We start from the raw sequence: 15081 nt of genomic DNA on the forward strand, positions 1-15081 counted from the left end.
ACAGTGACCGATTCCCTGCTGTCCGTCGATCGTTGTCCACAGGTGGCCACCCGCAGATCCAGGGCTGTCCACAGGATTTGGCGAGTTTTCCACAACTCGTCGGTAACCCTGTCGGTGGCCCGACAGTGAGCGGAAACGCCGCGAGGGGGTGGCCGACGGCCACCCCCTCGCGCGGACGCTTACGTCAGACCTTCGCCTTGCCCAGGATGCGGTTCACTGTTGTGCCACACACCGGACACTTGCCCTTGGCCATGTTCATGCCGGTCTTCGAAACCTCGACGCGGCCTTCGAAATCCCGCTTCTCCTTGCACTTGACGCAGTAACCGTTGTAGGTCTGGGCCTGGTCGGCCACGGTGTGCCTCCTCGTCTCGTCCGCCGGGTCGATGCCGGTCCGGCGGTTCTCCCGGCGCGGTCGCCTACGACGTCCGACATCGGGTCTTCTCCGTGGTCATCCACATGACCACCGGTTGGCGGACCCTACCCAGGTGCGGGTGGTTCCATGTCAGTTGCGCGTTGCCACTGTGAGCAAGGCGACGTCGAGAGTGTGCACGCCGAATTGCGCCAGATCAGTCCTTTTGGCGGGGACACGCCGACTGGAGGCCGCTAAATCCGCTGGTCGGGCGGTGCGGCCGGAGATTGGGACCCCGCTGGCGGGGTCGAGTGATGATCACTTACCGTGGTGCGGGTCGGTGCTGTGACACCTCACCGGCCGTCACGAAGGGTGATCGTGACGCCGCGCGATGCTCCGGCAAGAATTTTTTCGGGACTCCTGGCGACCAATCCCCATTTTCCGGGCGCGTGTCGGGGGGTTGACCCTTGCGGACCCCTGGTCACAACGCATTAGCTTGCCAACGTGACAGCAAACCGAGGCTGCGCGGTCCACTGATGGCGGGGGCGCGGAAGCCTGTCGTCGAGGTACGGCGCAGCCAGCGTCGGCGACGTACGGTGTCCGCCTACCGAGACGGTGAGCGGGTCGTCGTCCTCATCCCCGACCAGTTCTCCCGGGCCGAGGAGAGCGAGTGGGTCGACCGGATGCTCGCCCGGCTCGCCGCCCGCGAGGGGCGCCTCACCCGTTCCGACGCCGAACTGGTGGAGCGGGCCGGCCGGCTGATCAAGCTGTACCTGACCGAGTACGGCGACCAGGCGGTGCCGGCCAGCGTCCGGTGGGTGAGCAACCAGAACGGCCGCTGGGGCTCCTGCACCCCGGCGGACCGCTCGATCCGGCTCTCCCACCGGCTCCAGGAGATGCCGGAGTGGGTGATCGACTACGTGTTGCTGCACGAACTCGTCCACCTCATCGTGCACAGCCACAACGCGCAGTTCTGGGCGCTGGTCGGCCGGTACCCGAAGACCGAACGCGCCCGGGGCTACCTGGAGGGTGTCGCGGCGGTGGGCGGCGCGCCCTGAGCGGTCCGCCGCCCGGCGGTAGGGTCGACGCATGGCCCGACGTGTGGTGGTGGCGCTGCTCGCCCCGGTCACCTGGACGCCACCCGGCATCGACCCGGTGGACTGGCGGCGCGCGCTCGCCGAGGACGTGGTGGACCTGCTCGCCATGCTCAACGAGGTCGACACGGCGGTGGCGGTCACCCCGGCGGACCGCCGGCTGGCCGACGAGGTGATCTGGCCCGGCACGACGGTGTACGAGGTGCCCGAGCCGACGCCCAACGCCGTCTTCGCCGCCCTCGATGCCTCCGGCGACGGCTACGAGCAGGCGGCGGTGGTCGCCGGGGACGCCCCCGACCTGCCCGGACTCACCGTCGGCAAGCTCCTGCGCCCGCTCACCAGTCGGCCGGTGGCACTCGCCCCGGTCGAGGGTGGTGTGCCGGGACTGCTCGGCGCGGCGGTCCGGCTGCCCGTACCCTCCTGGCTGCCGGCGCTGGATCTGGACAGCGCCGTGCCCGCGGCCGTGCGCGCGGCGGCGCCCGAGCCGGGCGACCTCGCGGTCACCCCGTCCTGGCACCGGCTACGCGGCCCGGCCGACCTGGCCCGGCTCGACCTCGCGCTGGACGGCTGGGAACACACCCGGGCCCTGCTCACCGGCGCCGACCGGACCGGCTGACGCGCGACCCACACCGCCGGTCCGGCTGAGGCCGGACCGGCGATGCTCGCGTGCGGCGGGGTCAGGAGCGGCGGTCGTCGCCCTCGGTGTCGTCGGGGCGTTCCGGGCCGTCCGGGCCCTTGCCCTCGACCTCGCCCGGGATCTTCTCCTCCGGGCCGCCCGGAGCGGAGAAGTCGAACTTCTCCAGCTCGGTCATCAGGTCCATGTCGGCCATGGCGAAGGCCACCGGGTCGGCGAAGTCGGCGTCGGACGGCAGCAGGTCGGGGTGGCCCCAGAGGGCGTCCCGTCCGGCGATGCCCCGGTGCTCGGTGAGCGCCGCCCAGAGCGCGGCGGCCTCACGCAGCCGGCGAGGGCGCAGTTCCAGCCCGACCAGGGCGGCGAAGGTCTGCTCGGCCGGTCCACCCGCCGCCCGCCGCCGACGGAACGCCTCGCCGAGCGAGACCACGTTCGGCAGCCGGCCGTCCGCAGCACCGTCCACCACGTGGCAGACCCAGCCCTCGACCAGGGCGAGAGCGGTCTCCAGGCGGGCCAGTGACGCCTTCTGTGCCGGGGTGTCCTCCGGCGTGAAGATGCCCTCCAGGGCGATCGCCTGCATCGACTCCGGGTCGGTCGGGTCGACCCGACCCATCGCCTCCTCGATCGCCTCCCGGTTGACCCGGATCCCGGCCGCGTACGTCTCCACGGCGGTGAGGACGTGCCCGCGCAGCCACGGCACGTGCTCAAAGAGTCGCTGGTGGGCCGCCTCGCGCAGGGCGACGTAGAGGCGTACCTCGTCCTCGGGCAGCTCCAGGCCCTCGCCGTAACCCCGGATGTTGGCCGGGATCAACGCGGCGGTCCCGGCGGGGCCGAGCGGCAGGCCGATGTCACCGGCGGAGAGCACCTCCGCAGCCAGCGACCCGAGCGCCTGACCGAGCTGACCGCCGAAGAGGGCACCGCCGAGGGTGGCCACCATCGACTGCATCGGGCCGAGCTGGGCGCGCGCCTCCGGCGGCACTAGGTCGCCCATCGCGCCGACCATCCGGCTTGCCACCGGGTCGCACAGCTTGCGCCAGACGTCCAGCGTCTTGAAGATCCACTCGTTGCGGTTCCAGGCCACCGTGGTCTTGATGCCGGAGGGCAGGGCCGACGCCGGCTCCAACCAGAGGTCGGCGATGCGCAGCGCCTCATCGACCGCGTTGCGCTCATAGGGCGAGACCGCCGGGTCGCCCGCCGCCGCGAGCTGACTGGCCGCCACCTGACGGGCCAGATCCCAGTTGACCGGCCCGCTGCCCGGCGCGGAGAGCAGGTGCTGCAACTGCGACATGAACTGCTGCATCTGCGCGGGGTCGTTGGGGTCGGGCGGCTGCCCACCCGGGAGCGCGAAACCGAACGGAATATCAGGCACGAGCTCTACGGTACGCGCGCCGTGCCCCTGGTCGCCGTCACCGCAGTTGCGCTGAGGGCGAAGTCGTCGTCGTGCCGCCCGGAGGCCGAGAACCGGCTCGGTACGCTCTGGCGCATGAGACGACGTGGCGTGACCGTCCTCCTCGGTGCTCTGCTCACCGCTCTGCTCAGCATCGGGGTGCTCGGCGCGCCCGTCCCCTATGTCGTGCTCGGTCCCGGTCCGACGGTGGACACGCTCGGGCAGGAGGACGGCAAGGAGGTGATCCAGGTCACCGGCGGGGAGACCTCCGACTCGGCCGGGCAACTGCGGCTGACCACGGTGGGTGTGCAGCCGACCGTGAAGCTGCGCTCGGCCATCCAGGGCTGGCTCTCCGACGACCAGGCGGTGGTGCCGCGCGAGCTGGTATACCCGCCCGGCGAGACCCGCGAGGAGGTCGAGCAGCGCAACGCCGAGGACTTCCAGGTCTCGCAGACCAGCGCGGAGACCGCCGCGCTGCGGGAGCTGGGGTACGAGGTGCAGGTCGTGATCAAGACCGTCGCCGCCGACGGACCGGCCGCCGGAGTGCTGCGTCCCGGTGACGTGGTGACCTCGGTCGACGGGGAGCCCGTGCCGCTGGCCGGCCGGTTGACCGAGCTGGTCAGGGCGAAGCCGGCGGGCACCGCGCTCCGCGTCGGGTACACCCGAGACGGTGCCGCCCGCACCGACACCATCACCACCCAGGAGCAGGACGGCCGACCGCGGATCGGGGTCGAGATCGAGCAGCAGCAGCCGCACCCGTTCACGCTCTCCTTCGACCTCCAGGACATCGGCGGGCCCAGCGCCGGGCTGATGTTCGCCCTGGGGATCATCGACAAGCTGACGCCGGAGGACCTGACCGGCGGCCGGGTCATCGCGGGCACCGGCACCATCGACGACTCCGGCCAGGTCGGGCCGATCGGCGGCATCCCGCAGAAGCTGGTCGGCGCGAAGCGGGCCGGCGCCACGGTGTTCCTGGTGCCGGCGGCCAACTGCGCCGAGGCGGTGTCCAACCGCCAGCCGGACCTGCCGCTGGTCCGGGTGGGTTCGCTCGACGAGGCGCTCAGCGCGATGGAGACGCTGCGTGCCGGGGGCGAACCGACGCTCTGCTGACCGCCGGACCGACCCGGCGTCCCGCCGGGACCACGCTCTTGACCTGGGCCGACTTCGGGTCGGTGCGATCGCTCGCGGGCCGGGTGTCGGCTGCGCGGCGCGACCTGCCACAACGCATTCAGGAACACCCCGTACTCTGGGTGCCTGGTCGGAGCCGATCATAACGAGCGTGCGGAGCCAACAGTGGTCATGCGTAGCAGCAGCCCCCTGCCGAGGATGAGCCGACGCGGACGCGTCACGATCGGGGTGCTGATCGGAGTGTTCGTCCTGTTCACCCTGCTCGGCTGGGGGGTGCAGGCCTGGACCGACTGGCTCTGGTTCTCCGAGGTCGACTACACCTCCGTCTTCCGTGGGGTGATCGTCACCCGGTTGCTGCTGTTCCTGGCCGCCGCCGTCGCGATGGGTCTGATCGTCGGTGGCAACCTCTGGTTGGCGCAGCGGCTGCGCCCCCGGATGCGTCCGCACTCGCCGGAGCAGGCGACGCTGGAGCGCTACCGGATGCTGCTCGGCCCCCGGCTCGGGCTCTGGATCGCCGCCGCCGCCGTGGTGGTGGGTCTCTTCGCCGGCCTGTCCGCACAGAGCCGCTGGAACCAGTGGCTGCTCTTCCTGCACGGCGGTGACTTCGGCGTGCAGGACCCGGAGTTCGGTGTGGACGTCGGCTTCTACGTCTTCCAGCTGCCGTTCTGGCGCTTCCTGCTCGGGCTGGGCTTCACCGCGGTGGTGCTGGCGCTGATCGGTTCGCTGGCCGTGCACTACCTCTTCGGCGGAGTACGCCTGCAGGGCGTCGGCGACCGGATGAGCGGGGCGGCCCGCGCCCACCTGAGCTCGCTGGTCGCGGTCTTCGTGCTGCTCAAGGCCGTCGCGTACGTGCTGGACCGGCGGTCGATGCTGCTGGAGTACAACGACGGCGTCGGTGTCTACGGCGCCGGGTACGCCGACATCAACGCGCTGCTGCCGGCGAAGGAGATCCTCGCCTACATCTCCGTGGTGGTGGCGATCGCGATCATCGTCTTCTCCAACGCCTGGATGCGGAACCTGGTCTGGCCGGGCATCTCGCTGGCGCTGCTCGGCGTCTCGGCGGTGGCGATCGGCGGCATCTACCCCTGGGCGGTGCAGACCTTCGAGGTCAAGCCGAGCGCCCGGGACAAGGAGGCGCCGTACATCCAGCGCAGCATCGACGCCACCCGAGCCTCGTACGGGTTGGACATCGCCGAGAACTCGGCGTACTCGGCCAGCAACCTGACCCCGTCGGAGAACCTGGCCACCGACACCTCGGTGGTGCCCAACGCCCGGCTGCTCGACCCGCAGCTGGTCAGCGAGACCTACACCCAGCTCCAGCAGGTCCGTGGCTTCTACGACTTCGGCCCCAAGCTGGACATCGACCGGTACACGGTCGACGGCAAGACCCAGGACTACGTGGTCGGCGTCCGTGAGATCAACTACGGCGAGCTGACCGCCCAGCAGAGCAACTGGATCAACCGGCACACCGTCTACACCCACGGGTTCGGCGTGGTGGCCGCCCCCGCGAACCAGGTCGTCTGCGGTGGCCAGCCCTTCTTCGTCTCCGGCTTCCTCGGCGAGCGGTCGCAGGAGTCCTGCTCCTCGCCGACCGACCAGATCCCGGCCAGCCAGCCCCGGATCTACTACGGCGAGCGGATGCAGGACGGTGACTACGCCATCGTCGGCAAGCCGAGCGAGGACGCCAACCCGGCGGAGTTCGACCGGCCGGCCGGCGAGAGCGGCGAGGGCCGCGAGTCGTACTACACCTACACCGGTGAGGGCGGCGTGGACGTCGGGTCGTTCTCCCGGCGGCTGCTCTACGCCATCAAGGAGCAGGAGCCGAACTTCCTGCTCTCCGAGGCGGTCAACGACAACTCCAAGCTGCTCTACGTGCGGAACCCCCGGGACCGGGTGGAGAAGGTCGCGCCCTTCCTGACGCTCGACGGCGACCCGTACCCCGCCGTGGTGGACGGCCGGGTGCAGTGGATCGTGGACGGCTACACCACCTCGGCCACCTACCCGTACGCCGAGCGGGTCAACCTCCAGCAGGAGACCACCGACGAGCTGACCGGCCGGGGCACCATCCAGCTGGCCCGGGAGAACGTCAACTACATCCGCAACTCGGTCAAGGCGACCGTGGACGCGTACGACGGCACGGTCCGGCTCTACGAGTTCGACGAGAACGACCCGGTGCTCAAGGCGTGGAACAAGGCATTCGGCGGTGACCTGATCACGCCGCGCGAGGAGATCCCGCAGGCGCTCGCCGACCACTTCCGCTACCCGGCCGACCTGTTCAAGGTGCAGCGCAACCTGCTGACCCGGTTCCACGTCACGAACCCCGGCGACTTCTACTCCGGCCAGGACTTCTGGCAGGTGCCGAATGTGCCGGACGCGCCGGACAGCGGGGTCAAGCAGCCGCCGTACTACCTCTACACGCAGATGCCCGGGCAGGAGCAGCCGACCTTCCAGCTCACCAGCGCGGTCACCCCGAACGGCCGGCAGAACCTGGCCGCGCTGATCTCGGCGTCGTACCAGGACGGGCGGCCGAGGTTGCAGGTGCTGGAACTGCCCGACCAGACCCGGGTCTCCGGCCCGGTGCAGGTGCACCAGCAGATGACCAACAACGCCAACATCCGGCAGCAGCTGAACCTGCTCTCCTCGAACCAGGCCCAGGTGCAGTACGGCAACCTGCTCTCGCTGCCGTTCGGCAACGGCATGCTCTACGTCGAGCCGGTCTACGTGAAGAGCAACCAGACCGACGCGTACCCGCTGTTGCAGAAGGTGCTGCTCTCGTACGGCGACGGTGGTTCGTTCGTGGTGTTGGCCGACAACCCGGCCGACGGCATCCGGCAGCTCGTGGAGCAGGGCAAGCGGGCGGCGGCCGGCAACCCGCCGCCGGCCGCCGAGGAGCCGCCCGCAGGCGAGGAGCCGCCGCCGGGCGGCGAGGAGCCGGCGCCCACGCCCACGCCGACCGAGGCGCCGCCGCTCACCGGCGACCTGGGGGTCGCCGCCGACCGGGTGCGTGCGGCGATCACCGAGGTGCGCGACGCGCAGGCGTCCGGTGACTTCGAGCGGTACGGCCGGGCGCTCAAGACGCTGGACGAGGCACTGACCGCGTTCCAGCAGGCGCAGCAGGCGGCCGGGGCGAACGGTCCGGCACCGACCGGCAGCCCGTCACCGACCGGCTGACGAAGCACGTTCCGACAGGGCCCGTGGGCCGGCGATCCGTCGCCGCCGCGGGCCCTTCGGCGTCCGGGCCCACCGGTCGCCCACGGTGTTCTGTGAGTCGTTTTGCGGCGGGGCGGGGTGGTGCGCTACGGTGGATCTACCGACGCGGGGTGGAGCAGCTCGGTAGCTCGCTGGGCTCATAACCCAGAGGTCGCAGGTTCAAATCCTGTCCCCGCTACTGCACGAGAAAGGCCCCGGGATCTCCCGGGGCCTTTCTCGTTGTCCGGAGTGCGGCGGCCCGTCCCGACCGGTGCCGGAACACCTTCTTCGGGGGTGGGTGGGGTGGTCGGTGCGGCTCGTACCGCATGGGGTAGGGTTGTCACATACCGACGCGGGGTGGAGCAGCTCGGTAGCTCGCTGGGCTCATAACCCAGAGGTCGCAGGTTCAAATCCTGTCCCCGCTACTGCACGACGAAGGCCCCGGGATCTCCCGGGGCCTTCGTCGTTTCCGATCCCTGCCGTTCCGGCCTTCGTCCGTCGGCCGGTGGGCCCGCCTCGGCGGTGCGCTGTTCCCCGGCAGGGGTTGCGGACCTCCGCGAGGATGGGGCCATGTCTTCAATCGGCAAGTGGTGGGGGCGGCTCGGCACGCTCCTGGTAACGGTCGTGCTGGCGGTGTTCGTGCCGGTCGCGGCGTGGGCCTCGACCGGCCCCGGGGAACTGGTCGTGGAGGCCGCCCGGCGGCGTGGGCGCGGTGGCGGCTTCTTCGGTTTCCTGGGCCTGCTCTGCTGCCTTGCGGTGGTGGCCGTGGTCGTCCTGCTGCTGGTGCGGCTCACCCGTAACCGGCGGCGCTGAACGGGTTCCGCAGCGCCTCCCGCGCGCTGCGGTCCCGGCACGGTGGTGCGTCCGGGGCGTGGTCTACTTGTCCGCGTGGAACTTCTGCACTCGGGCAAAGTGAGGGACGTCTACGCGGACGGCGACGACCTGATCCTGGTCGCCTCGGATCGCATCTCCGTCTACGACGTGGTGCTGCCGACTCCGGTCCCGGACAAGGGCAAGCTGCTCACCGCGTTGTCGCTGTGGTGGTTCGAGCAGCTCGCCGACCTGGTGCCGCACCACGTCATCTCCGCCACCGACGTGCCGGCCGAGTTCGCCGGGCGGGCGATCCGGTGCCGCCGGTTGCGGATGGTCCCGGTGGAGTGCGTCGCCCGCGGCTTCCTCACCGGGGGCGGCCTCAAGGAGTACCAGAGCACCGGGGCGGTGTCCGGCGTCGCGCTGCCGCGTGGGCTGGGCGAGGCGTCCATCCTGCCCGAGCCGATCTTCACCCCGTCGACCAAGGCGCCGATGGGCGAGCACGACGAGCCGATGACCTTCGCCGAGGTGGTCGACGAGGTCGGCGCGGAGACCGCCGAGCGGCTGCGGAAGCTGACCATCGACGTGTACTGCCGGGGCGCCGAGCTGGCCGCCGAGCGCGGCATCCTGGTCGCCGACACCAAGATCGAGCTGGGCTGGGCGGCGGACGGCACCCTGGTCCTCGCCGACGAGGTGCTCACCCCGGACTCGTCCCGCTTCTGGCCCGCCGAGTCGTACCAGCCGGGCCGTACGCAGTTCTCCTACGACAAGCAGTACGTGCGGGACTGGGCGGCGGGCAGCGGCTGGGACCGGCGCGAACCGGCGCCCGAGGTGCCGGACGAGGTGGTCGAGGCGACCCGGGCCCGCTACGTGGACGTCTACGAGAAGATCACCGGCAACCGCTGGGAGTGACCCCGGCGCCGGTCGTCACTCGCTGCGGTGCCGGCCGATGTGCTGCTCGGTGGGGAGGGTCGCGGAGGTGATGCGGACCGTGGTGCCCTCCGGGCCGGTCTCCACGTCCATCGCGTCGGTCAGCTCGCGGGCCAGCCAGAGTCCCCAACCGCCGGCGGTCTCCGGCGCCGGCCGGCTGCGGTCGTCGAGGCGCTGCACACTGATGCCCTGACCGTGGTCGGAGACCTCGCACACCACCAGTTCCGACTGCCGCCAGAGCCGGAGCCAGCCCCGCCCTCCGCCGTGCCGGACCGCGTTGGTGATCAGCTCGTTGACCGCGAGCACGAAGTCGTCGAGGCGGTCGTCGCGCAGCCCTGCGGCACGCACGCACGAGGCGACCGAGTGCCGCAGCTCGGTCACCTGTGCCTGGTCGAAGGCGTCGGCGATCAGGAGGGTGTGTTCGATGGGCACCACCGTACGCGGTGTGCGGGGTTCTGCGTTCGTCATGGCCCCGTCCCGACAGGAGATCGCAGAGCTTTAAGCGGCTTTTACCACCGTACGTCAGGATTCGTGGGACCGCATCGGCGAGGACCCGTCACACAGGCTGTGGCATGGTGACGGGCGTGTCCGCCCCCGGTGGTTTCGAACTCCCTCTCTGGCGGGCCGTCGCGGTCTTCCGGGTGGCCTCGCTGGCGTACGTCTGCGTGGTCGTGCTGCGCGACGCGGACCGCTACGCCCACCCTCTGCTCGCCGGGGTGCTGGTGCTGGCGATGGCGGTCTGGACCGGCGTCACCGCGATCGGCTACGCCGCTCCGGCCCGGCGCGGCTGGCCGCTGCTCCTGGCCGATCTCGGCGTCGTGGTGGCGATCCTGCTGGCCACTCCCTGGGTGATGGGCCGCGACGCGCTGGACGCCGGCCTGCCGACCATGGCGGTGGCCTGGTTGAGCGGCCCGGTGCTGGCCTGGGCGGTCTGCGGCGGACGGCGACGCGGCGCGCTGGCCGCGCTGGTCGTCGGCGCCACCGACCTGGCCACCCGGGGGATGGCCACCCCCACGGCGATCAACGGCGCGATCCTGATGTTGCTCGCCGGCGTGGTGGTCGGGCACGTCGCCCGGCTCACCGTGACCGCCGGGGAGCGGTTGCAGCGGGCGGTCGAGATCGAGGCCGCCAACCGCGAACGGGAACGCCTGGCCCGTGACATCCACGACTCGGTGCTCCAGGTGCTCGCCCTGGTGCAGCGGCGCGGCGAGCGACTCGACGGCGAGGCCGGCGAACTGGCCCGGCTGGCCGGTGAACAGGAGGCGGCGCTGCGCATGTTGATATCCGGCACCGGCCCGATGTCCGTCGACGACGTGGACTCGCCGGTGGACCTGCGCGCGCTGCTCGGCCGGTACGCCTCGGGCGGCGTGTCGCTCTCCGCGCCGGCCACCCCGGTGCCGCTGGCCCCGCCGGTGGCCCGCGAACTGGCCGCCGCGATCGGGGCCGCGCTGGACAACGTCGCCCGCCACGGCGACGGACGTGCCTGGGTGCTGGTCGAGGACGAGGGGACGGCGGTCACCGTGTCGATCCGGGACGAGGGACCGGGCTTCACCCCGGAACGACTCGCCGAGGCCGCCGCCCAGGGCCGGCTCGGCGTGACCCACGCGATTCAGGGCCGGCTCGCCGAACTCGGCGGGACCGCCCGGATCAACTCCACCCCGGGCTCCGGCACCGAGGTCGAGCTCACCGTGCCGAGGAGGGGATCGTGAACGGCGTACGCGTGATGGTGGTCGACGACCACCCGATGTGGCGGGAAGGGGTGGCCCGCGACCTCACCGAGGCCGGCCACGAGGTGGTCGCCAGTTGCGGGGAGGGCCGGCAGGCGGTCCGGGTGATCGCCGCGGCCCGCCCCGACCTGGTGGTGCTCGACCTGCAACTGCCGGACATCTCCGGTGTGCAGGTGATCCGGGGCCTGCGGGCGGAACGGCCCGAGGTGCGGGTGCTCATGCTCTCCGCCAGCGGCGAGCAGCAGGGGGTGCTGGACGCGGTGAAGGCCGGCGCCACCGGCTACCTGCTGAAGTCGGCCGGGCTGGCGGAGTTCCTGGACGCGGTCCGCCGGACCGCCGCCGGTGAGCCGGTCTTCACGCCGGGCCTGGCCGGGCTGGTGCTCGGCGAGTACCGCCGGCTGGCCGCCGTCCGGGAACAGGCTCCCGCCGGTACGCAGGACACCGCACCCCGGCTCACCGACCGGGAGACCGAGGTGCTGCGGCTGGTGGCCAAGGGGATGTCCTACAAGCAGATCGCCGAGCGGCTCGGACTGTCGCACCGGACGGTGCAGAACCACGTACAGAACACGCTCGGCAAGCTGCAACTGCACAACCGGGTCGAACTGACCCGGTACGCGATCGAACGCGGCCTGGACGAATGAGCGAGCGCAGCGAGCGAACCATCAGGCACAGCAGGTACGGCGGCACGCAGCGCAGTGACGTCGTGAGCGGGACTCAGACCGAGTGCGGCGGCCGGGTCTCGTGCACGGCCAACTCCTCCGCGCTGGCTCCGCCACCGGCCGCTCCCGCGTCGTACGCGATGGAGTCGGTCTCCTGGTCGGTGTGCGTGCCCTCGTCCGGTTCGACCAGTCGGCCCACCGTGGCGTCGGCGACCGTGCCCAGCCGGTCGTGGTCGTAGAGCGACACCGGGGAGTTCGGGTCGGAGGTCGGGCCGGGATCGATCACGTCGGCGTCGAGCTGCGCCTGCGCCGCCTGCTCCCGGCTGTCCGCCTCGGCCGCGATGTCCGGGTCGACCGGACCGGCCAGCGGGTCGTCGACCGGCAGTTCGAACCGCTCCCGGCCGAGCTTGTAGTCCAGCGACTCGCCGTCGAGCTGCTCCTCGGCGGTGGTGCCGAACTCGTCCACCGCCACCGGGGTCCGGTCACCGGGCAACTGGGCCGGCGCCGGGCCGTCCGCCTCCCGGCCGGTCAGCACGTCGTCACCGGCCGTCGAGTCGTCGTCGGCGGTGTCCGGCAGGCCGTCGGCCTCAGGGTCGGACAGGGGGGTCGGGTACTCGTCGTCGCGCATGACTGACCACTACCCGTTGCCCTCCGGCCGTAACCGGTCACGTCCGCGTCGTTCGGGCAGCCGCCGCTGGCGGGCCACCGCGGCGAATCGACGCGGGTGGTGGCGGGGTGCCGCGAACGGCGTCACGGTCGCGCTCGATGCAGGATCGAGTGGCTTCCGGTGCACTCCGATACCACTCGACCCGGGATCGGGCGTGATCAAGGGCGGCCCGTGGCCGGTGCCGTGGCGGTTCGGCGAGCTTTCGGGCGAGGGGCATTCCTCATCGGTACCCCCTGGTGTCCGGGTCATGCGCGCCGGACACCAGGGGATCTGCCATGTTTCGGCTCGTCGGAGCCCGGTTAATGGGACGCTCTGACCGGAGACCACCGCCCCATCCGCATGGAGGTGACCCATGCGCGTCGGCCTCGTCTGCGCCCACGCCGCTTCGCCGCCGTCCGGCGACGGTAACGTCGTCGGCACCTACCAGCACATCGCACGGGTCGCCGCCGAACTGGCGGGGAGAGGCCACGACGTCCGGGTCTACACCCGACGGGACGATCCGGAGGTCGCCGAGAGCGACCTCGTCGACGGGTACCGGATGGAACGGGCCCCGGTGGGTCCGATCACCCCGATCCCCACCGCCGAGCTGGTGCCGTACGTGCCGGCGTTCGGCCAGTGGCTGGCCGACCGGTGGTCCGGCGACTGGACGCCGGAGGTCGTGCACGGCCACTACTGGGTCGGTGGACTCGCCGCCGCGCAGGCGGTCCGGGAGACCGACATCCCGGTGGTGCAGACGTTCCACTCCCTCGGCATGGAGCAGCTCCGCCACCTCGGTTCGCAGTACGACGGGCCGGGCACCCGCATCCCGTTGGAACGGGCGCTGACCCGGGCGGTGGACATGGCCGTCGCCCAGTGCAACGACGAGGTCGACGAGCTGACCCGGATGGGCCTGCAACGCAGCTCGGTGGCGATGGTGCCGACCGGAGTGGACATCGACCGGTTCCACCCCGACGGCGAGGCGGCACCCCGGGACCAGCGTCCCCGGATCCTCTCCGTCGGCGGGCTCTCCCCAGGCCACGGGCAGGACGACCTGATCCGCGCGATGCGCCTGGTGGGCGACGCGGAACTGGTGATCGCCGGTGGCCCGCCGGCCGAGGGGCTGGCCCAGCACACCGAGGCCCGTCGGCTGCGGGAAATGGCCGAGCGGATCGGCGTGGGGGAGCAGGTGCACCTGGTGGGCGCCGTGCCGCACGAGCAGATGGCCACCTGGTACCGCTCGGCCGACGTGGTCGCCTGCACCCCGCACTACTCGTCGGCCGGACGGGTGTCGCTGGAGGCGATGGCCTGCGGGGTGCCGGTGGTCGGCTACGCGATGGGCGGCATCGCCGACGCGGTGGTGGACGAGGTGACCGGCAAGCTGGTGTCGCCGGGCGACGTCCGGACGCTGGGGATGACGCTGCGTCGGGTGCTCACCGACAACGCGGGCCGGTTCGCGTACGGGCACGCGGCGGTGGACCGGGTCCGGTGCAGCTACACCTGGGAGCGGACCGCCTCCGCCCTGGAACGGCTCTACGAGCGGGTGGTCGGCCGGCGCAGGCCCGTCGAGGCGGCCTGAGCCAGACCGGAGCCGGTCGGGGAGAGCTGGGCGGCGGGGTGCGGCATCGGCCCGTCCGTGCCGCCCGGGCGTGCCCGGCTCGGCTGCGGCCCGATCAGCGGCTTGCCGGCGACGACCGCCCGCGAGGTCTCCTGAGCGACGGCGTGGTGGTGCTGCGGCTCGGCGTACCGGGTGAGGCCGATGACCGAGGCGAGGGTGACCAGGAAACCGACTCCGGCCAGCCACTCCCGGCCGGGCCAGATCTTGTCGTTGAGCAGCAGTAGCCCGACGATCGCGGCGGGGACCGCCCCGGCGGCGTCCATCGCGGCCACCGCCGCCGTGGTGGAGCCGCGCTGCATCGCCAGGCCGAGCAGCAGCTGCCCGACCACGGAGTGCCCGACCAGCACGTAGAGCAGCGGGTCGGCGAGGAACGCGTCCCAGGTCGGTGCGGAGGCCAACGGGCGGGCGGCGATCGCGGCGGCGGAGAAGGCCAGCCCGGCCAGCGAGCCGAGCGCCACCGAGCCGGGAGCGCCGCGTAGCCGGACCGCGAAGAAACCCAGCACCGCGATCACGCCGAGCGTCACCAGCAGGGCGATCATCCCGGCGGTGCCGAGGGGCTTGGACTGTGCCGGCTGGGCGGCGAGCACCAACGCGGTGATCCCGGCGAAGAGCAGGAGCAGCAGCACCACCTCGGCCACCGGCAGCCGCCACTTCAGCACCAGGACACCGAGGATCGCGGTGACCCCGAGCCCGGCCGCCACGCTGGCCTGCACCAGGAACAGCGGCAGGTCGCGGCGGGCCAGGAAGGCCAGCACGAAGCCGCCCACCTGGCAGACCAGGCCGATCAGGTAGGCGCGGTGTCCGGCCAGGCGCAGCAGCAGACCGGGATCGAAGGTGTGCTGCACTGTGGTGCGGGCTGCGGCGACCGACTGCAACAGGTTGGCAACGCCGTACGCGACGATCATCGCCGCGAGAA

The 15081-nt window shown here is 71.8% G+C and carries 14 protein-coding genes and 2 tRNA genes; 11 read left to right on the plus strand and 5 right to left on the minus strand.

Features of this window, described 5'->3' with window-relative positions:
- Positions 1-184 precede the first annotated feature (184 nt).
- A complete protein-coding gene (locus tag ACFYTT_RS20155; RefSeq protein WP_012014940.1) occupies positions 185-352 on the minus strand; it encodes a DUF5679 domain-containing protein in 168 nt (55 codons plus the stop codon).
- A gap of 533 nt (positions 353-885) precedes the next feature.
- On the opposite strand from ACFYTT_RS20155, the gene ACFYTT_RS20160 reads away from it, so the two are divergent.
- The gene (locus tag ACFYTT_RS20160; RefSeq protein ID WP_387261078.1) at positions 886-1407 is read left to right on the plus strand and encodes a M48 family metallopeptidase; all 522 of its coding nucleotides are present in this window, start codon (positions 886-888) and stop codon (positions 1405-1407) included.
- A gap of 31 nt (positions 1408-1438) precedes the next feature.
- Positions 1439-2059 carry a hypothetical protein gene (locus ACFYTT_RS20165; RefSeq protein WP_176095161.1) on the plus strand — a complete coding sequence of 207 codons (621 nt, stop codon included), beginning with the start codon at positions 1439-1441 and terminating at the stop codon, positions 2057-2059.
- A gap of 61 nt (positions 2060-2120) precedes the next feature.
- On the opposite strand, the gene ACFYTT_RS20170 is transcribed toward ACFYTT_RS20165, so the two are convergent.
- The gene (locus ACFYTT_RS20170; protein ID WP_131055854.1) at positions 2121-3443 is read right to left on the minus strand and encodes a zinc-dependent metalloprotease; all 1323 of its coding nucleotides are present in this window, start codon (positions 3441-3443) and stop codon (positions 2121-2123) included.
- Positions 3444-3557: 114 nt separating this feature from the next.
- Between ACFYTT_RS20170 and ACFYTT_RS20175 the strand changes: the two genes are divergently transcribed.
- The 6 genes from ACFYTT_RS20175 (at position 3558) to ACFYTT_RS20200 (ending at position 9500) form a co-directional block, all read left to right on the plus strand.
- Positions 3558-4571 (plus strand): PDZ domain-containing protein, encoded by a 1014-nt coding sequence (locus tag ACFYTT_RS20175; RefSeq protein WP_131055852.1) that lies wholly within the window; start codon positions 3558-3560, stop codon positions 4569-4571.
- A 189-nt stretch (positions 4572-4760) separates the two neighbouring features.
- Entirely contained in the window at positions 4761-7760 is a 3000-nt protein-coding gene (locus ACFYTT_RS20180) for a UPF0182 family protein (protein WP_357210618.1), read from the plus strand.
- A 143-nt stretch (positions 7761-7903) separates the two neighbouring features.
- Positions 7904-7977: transfer RNA gene (locus ACFYTT_RS20185), tRNA-Met, on the plus strand.
- A gap of 152 nt (positions 7978-8129) precedes the next feature.
- Positions 8130-8203, plus strand: a tRNA-Met gene (locus tag ACFYTT_RS20190).
- Positions 8204-8348: 145 nt separating this feature from the next.
- Entirely contained in the window at positions 8349-8591 is a 243-nt protein-coding gene (locus ACFYTT_RS20195) for a hypothetical protein (protein WP_387261082.1), read from the plus strand.
- A 75-nt stretch (positions 8592-8666) separates the two neighbouring features.
- On the plus strand, positions 8667-9500 hold the full coding sequence (locus tag ACFYTT_RS20200) for a phosphoribosylaminoimidazolesuccinocarboxamide synthase (protein ID WP_131056425.1): 834 nt from the start codon (positions 8667-8669) through the stop codon (positions 9498-9500).
- Between the two features lie 15 nt (positions 9501-9515).
- Here ACFYTT_RS20200 and ACFYTT_RS20205 read toward each other — a convergent pair whose 3' ends face one another.
- The gene (locus ACFYTT_RS20205) at positions 9516-9986 is read right to left on the minus strand and encodes an ATP-binding protein (protein WP_176095159.1); all 471 of its coding nucleotides are present in this window, start codon (positions 9984-9986) and stop codon (positions 9516-9518) included.
- Between the two features lie 116 nt (positions 9987-10102).
- Between ACFYTT_RS20205 and macS the strand changes: the two genes are divergently transcribed.
- Both macS and ACFYTT_RS20215 read left to right on the plus strand, forming a co-directional pair.
- Positions 10103-11227 (plus strand): MacS family sensor histidine kinase, encoded by a 1125-nt coding sequence (gene macS / locus ACFYTT_RS20210; protein ID WP_387261085.1) that lies wholly within the window; start codon positions 10103-10105, stop codon positions 11225-11227.
- Between the two features lie 14 nt (positions 11228-11241).
- A complete protein-coding gene (locus ACFYTT_RS20215; protein ID WP_131056433.1) occupies positions 11242-11886 on the plus strand; it encodes a response regulator transcription factor in 645 nt (214 codons plus the stop codon).
- A 73-nt stretch (positions 11887-11959) separates the two neighbouring features.
- Here the strand turns inward: ACFYTT_RS20215 and ACFYTT_RS20220 are convergent, their stop codons facing one another.
- Positions 11960-12532 carry a DUF5709 domain-containing protein gene (locus tag ACFYTT_RS20220; protein WP_176095157.1) on the minus strand — a complete coding sequence of 191 codons (573 nt, stop codon included), beginning with the start codon at positions 12530-12532 and terminating at the stop codon, positions 11960-11962.
- 391 nt (positions 12533-12923) lie between these two features.
- Here ACFYTT_RS20220 and ACFYTT_RS20225 point away from each other — a divergent pair, with 391 nt between their 5' ends.
- Positions 12924-14126: a glycosyltransferase gene (locus ACFYTT_RS20225; RefSeq protein ID WP_387261088.1), complete on the plus strand. Its 1203-nt coding sequence runs from the start codon at positions 12924-12926 to the stop codon at positions 14124-14126.
- Here the strand turns inward: ACFYTT_RS20225 and ACFYTT_RS20230 are convergent.
- Entirely contained in the window at positions 14081-15070 is a 990-nt protein-coding gene (locus ACFYTT_RS20230; RefSeq protein WP_176095155.1) for a hypothetical protein, read from the minus strand. The genes ACFYTT_RS20225 and ACFYTT_RS20230 overlap by 46 nt on opposite strands.
- Between the last annotated feature and the right edge of the window lie 11 nt (positions 15071-15081).

The sequence above is a fragment of the Micromonospora sp. NPDC003816 genome (assembly GCF_042874705.1).
GTDB lineage: Bacteria > Actinomycetota > Actinomycetes > Mycobacteriales > Micromonosporaceae > Micromonospora.

Coding starts and splice junctions, on each gene's coding strand:
- ACFYTT_RS20225 (WP_387261088.1), top strand. CDS start 12,924: ATGCGCGTCGGCCTCGTCTGCGCCCACGCCGCTTCGCCGCCGTCCGGC.
- ACFYTT_RS20215 (WP_131056433.1), top strand. CDS start 11,242: ATGGTGGTCGACGACCACCCGATGTGGCGGGAAGGGGTGGCCCGCGAC.
- ACFYTT_RS20195 (WP_387261082.1), top strand. CDS start 8,349: ATGTCTTCAATCGGCAAGTGGTGGGGGCGGCTCGGCACGCTCCTGGTA.
- ACFYTT_RS20165 (WP_176095161.1), top strand. CDS start 1,439: ATGGCCCGACGTGTGGTGGTGGCGCTGCTCGCCCCGGTCACCTGGACG.
- ACFYTT_RS20160 (WP_387261078.1), top strand. CDS start 886: ATGGCGGGGGCGCGGAAGCCTGTCGTCGAGGTACGGCGCAGCCAGCGT.
- ACFYTT_RS20175 (WP_131055852.1), top strand. CDS start 3,558: ATGAGACGACGTGGCGTGACCGTCCTCCTCGGTGCTCTGCTCACCGCT.
- ACFYTT_RS20220 (WP_176095157.1), bottom strand. CDS start 12,532: ATGCGCGACGACGAGTACCCGACCCCCCTGTCCGACCCTGAGGCCGAC.
- ACFYTT_RS20180 (WP_357210618.1), top strand. CDS start 4,761: ATGCGTAGCAGCAGCCCCCTGCCGAGGATGAGCCGACGCGGACGCGTC.
- ACFYTT_RS20205 (WP_176095159.1), bottom strand. CDS start 9,986: ATGACGAACGCAGAACCCCGCACACCGCGTACGGTGGTGCCCATCGAA.
- ACFYTT_RS20230 (WP_176095155.1), bottom strand. CDS start 15,070: ATGATCGTCGCGTACGGCGTTGCCAACCTGTTGCAGTCGGTCGCCGCA.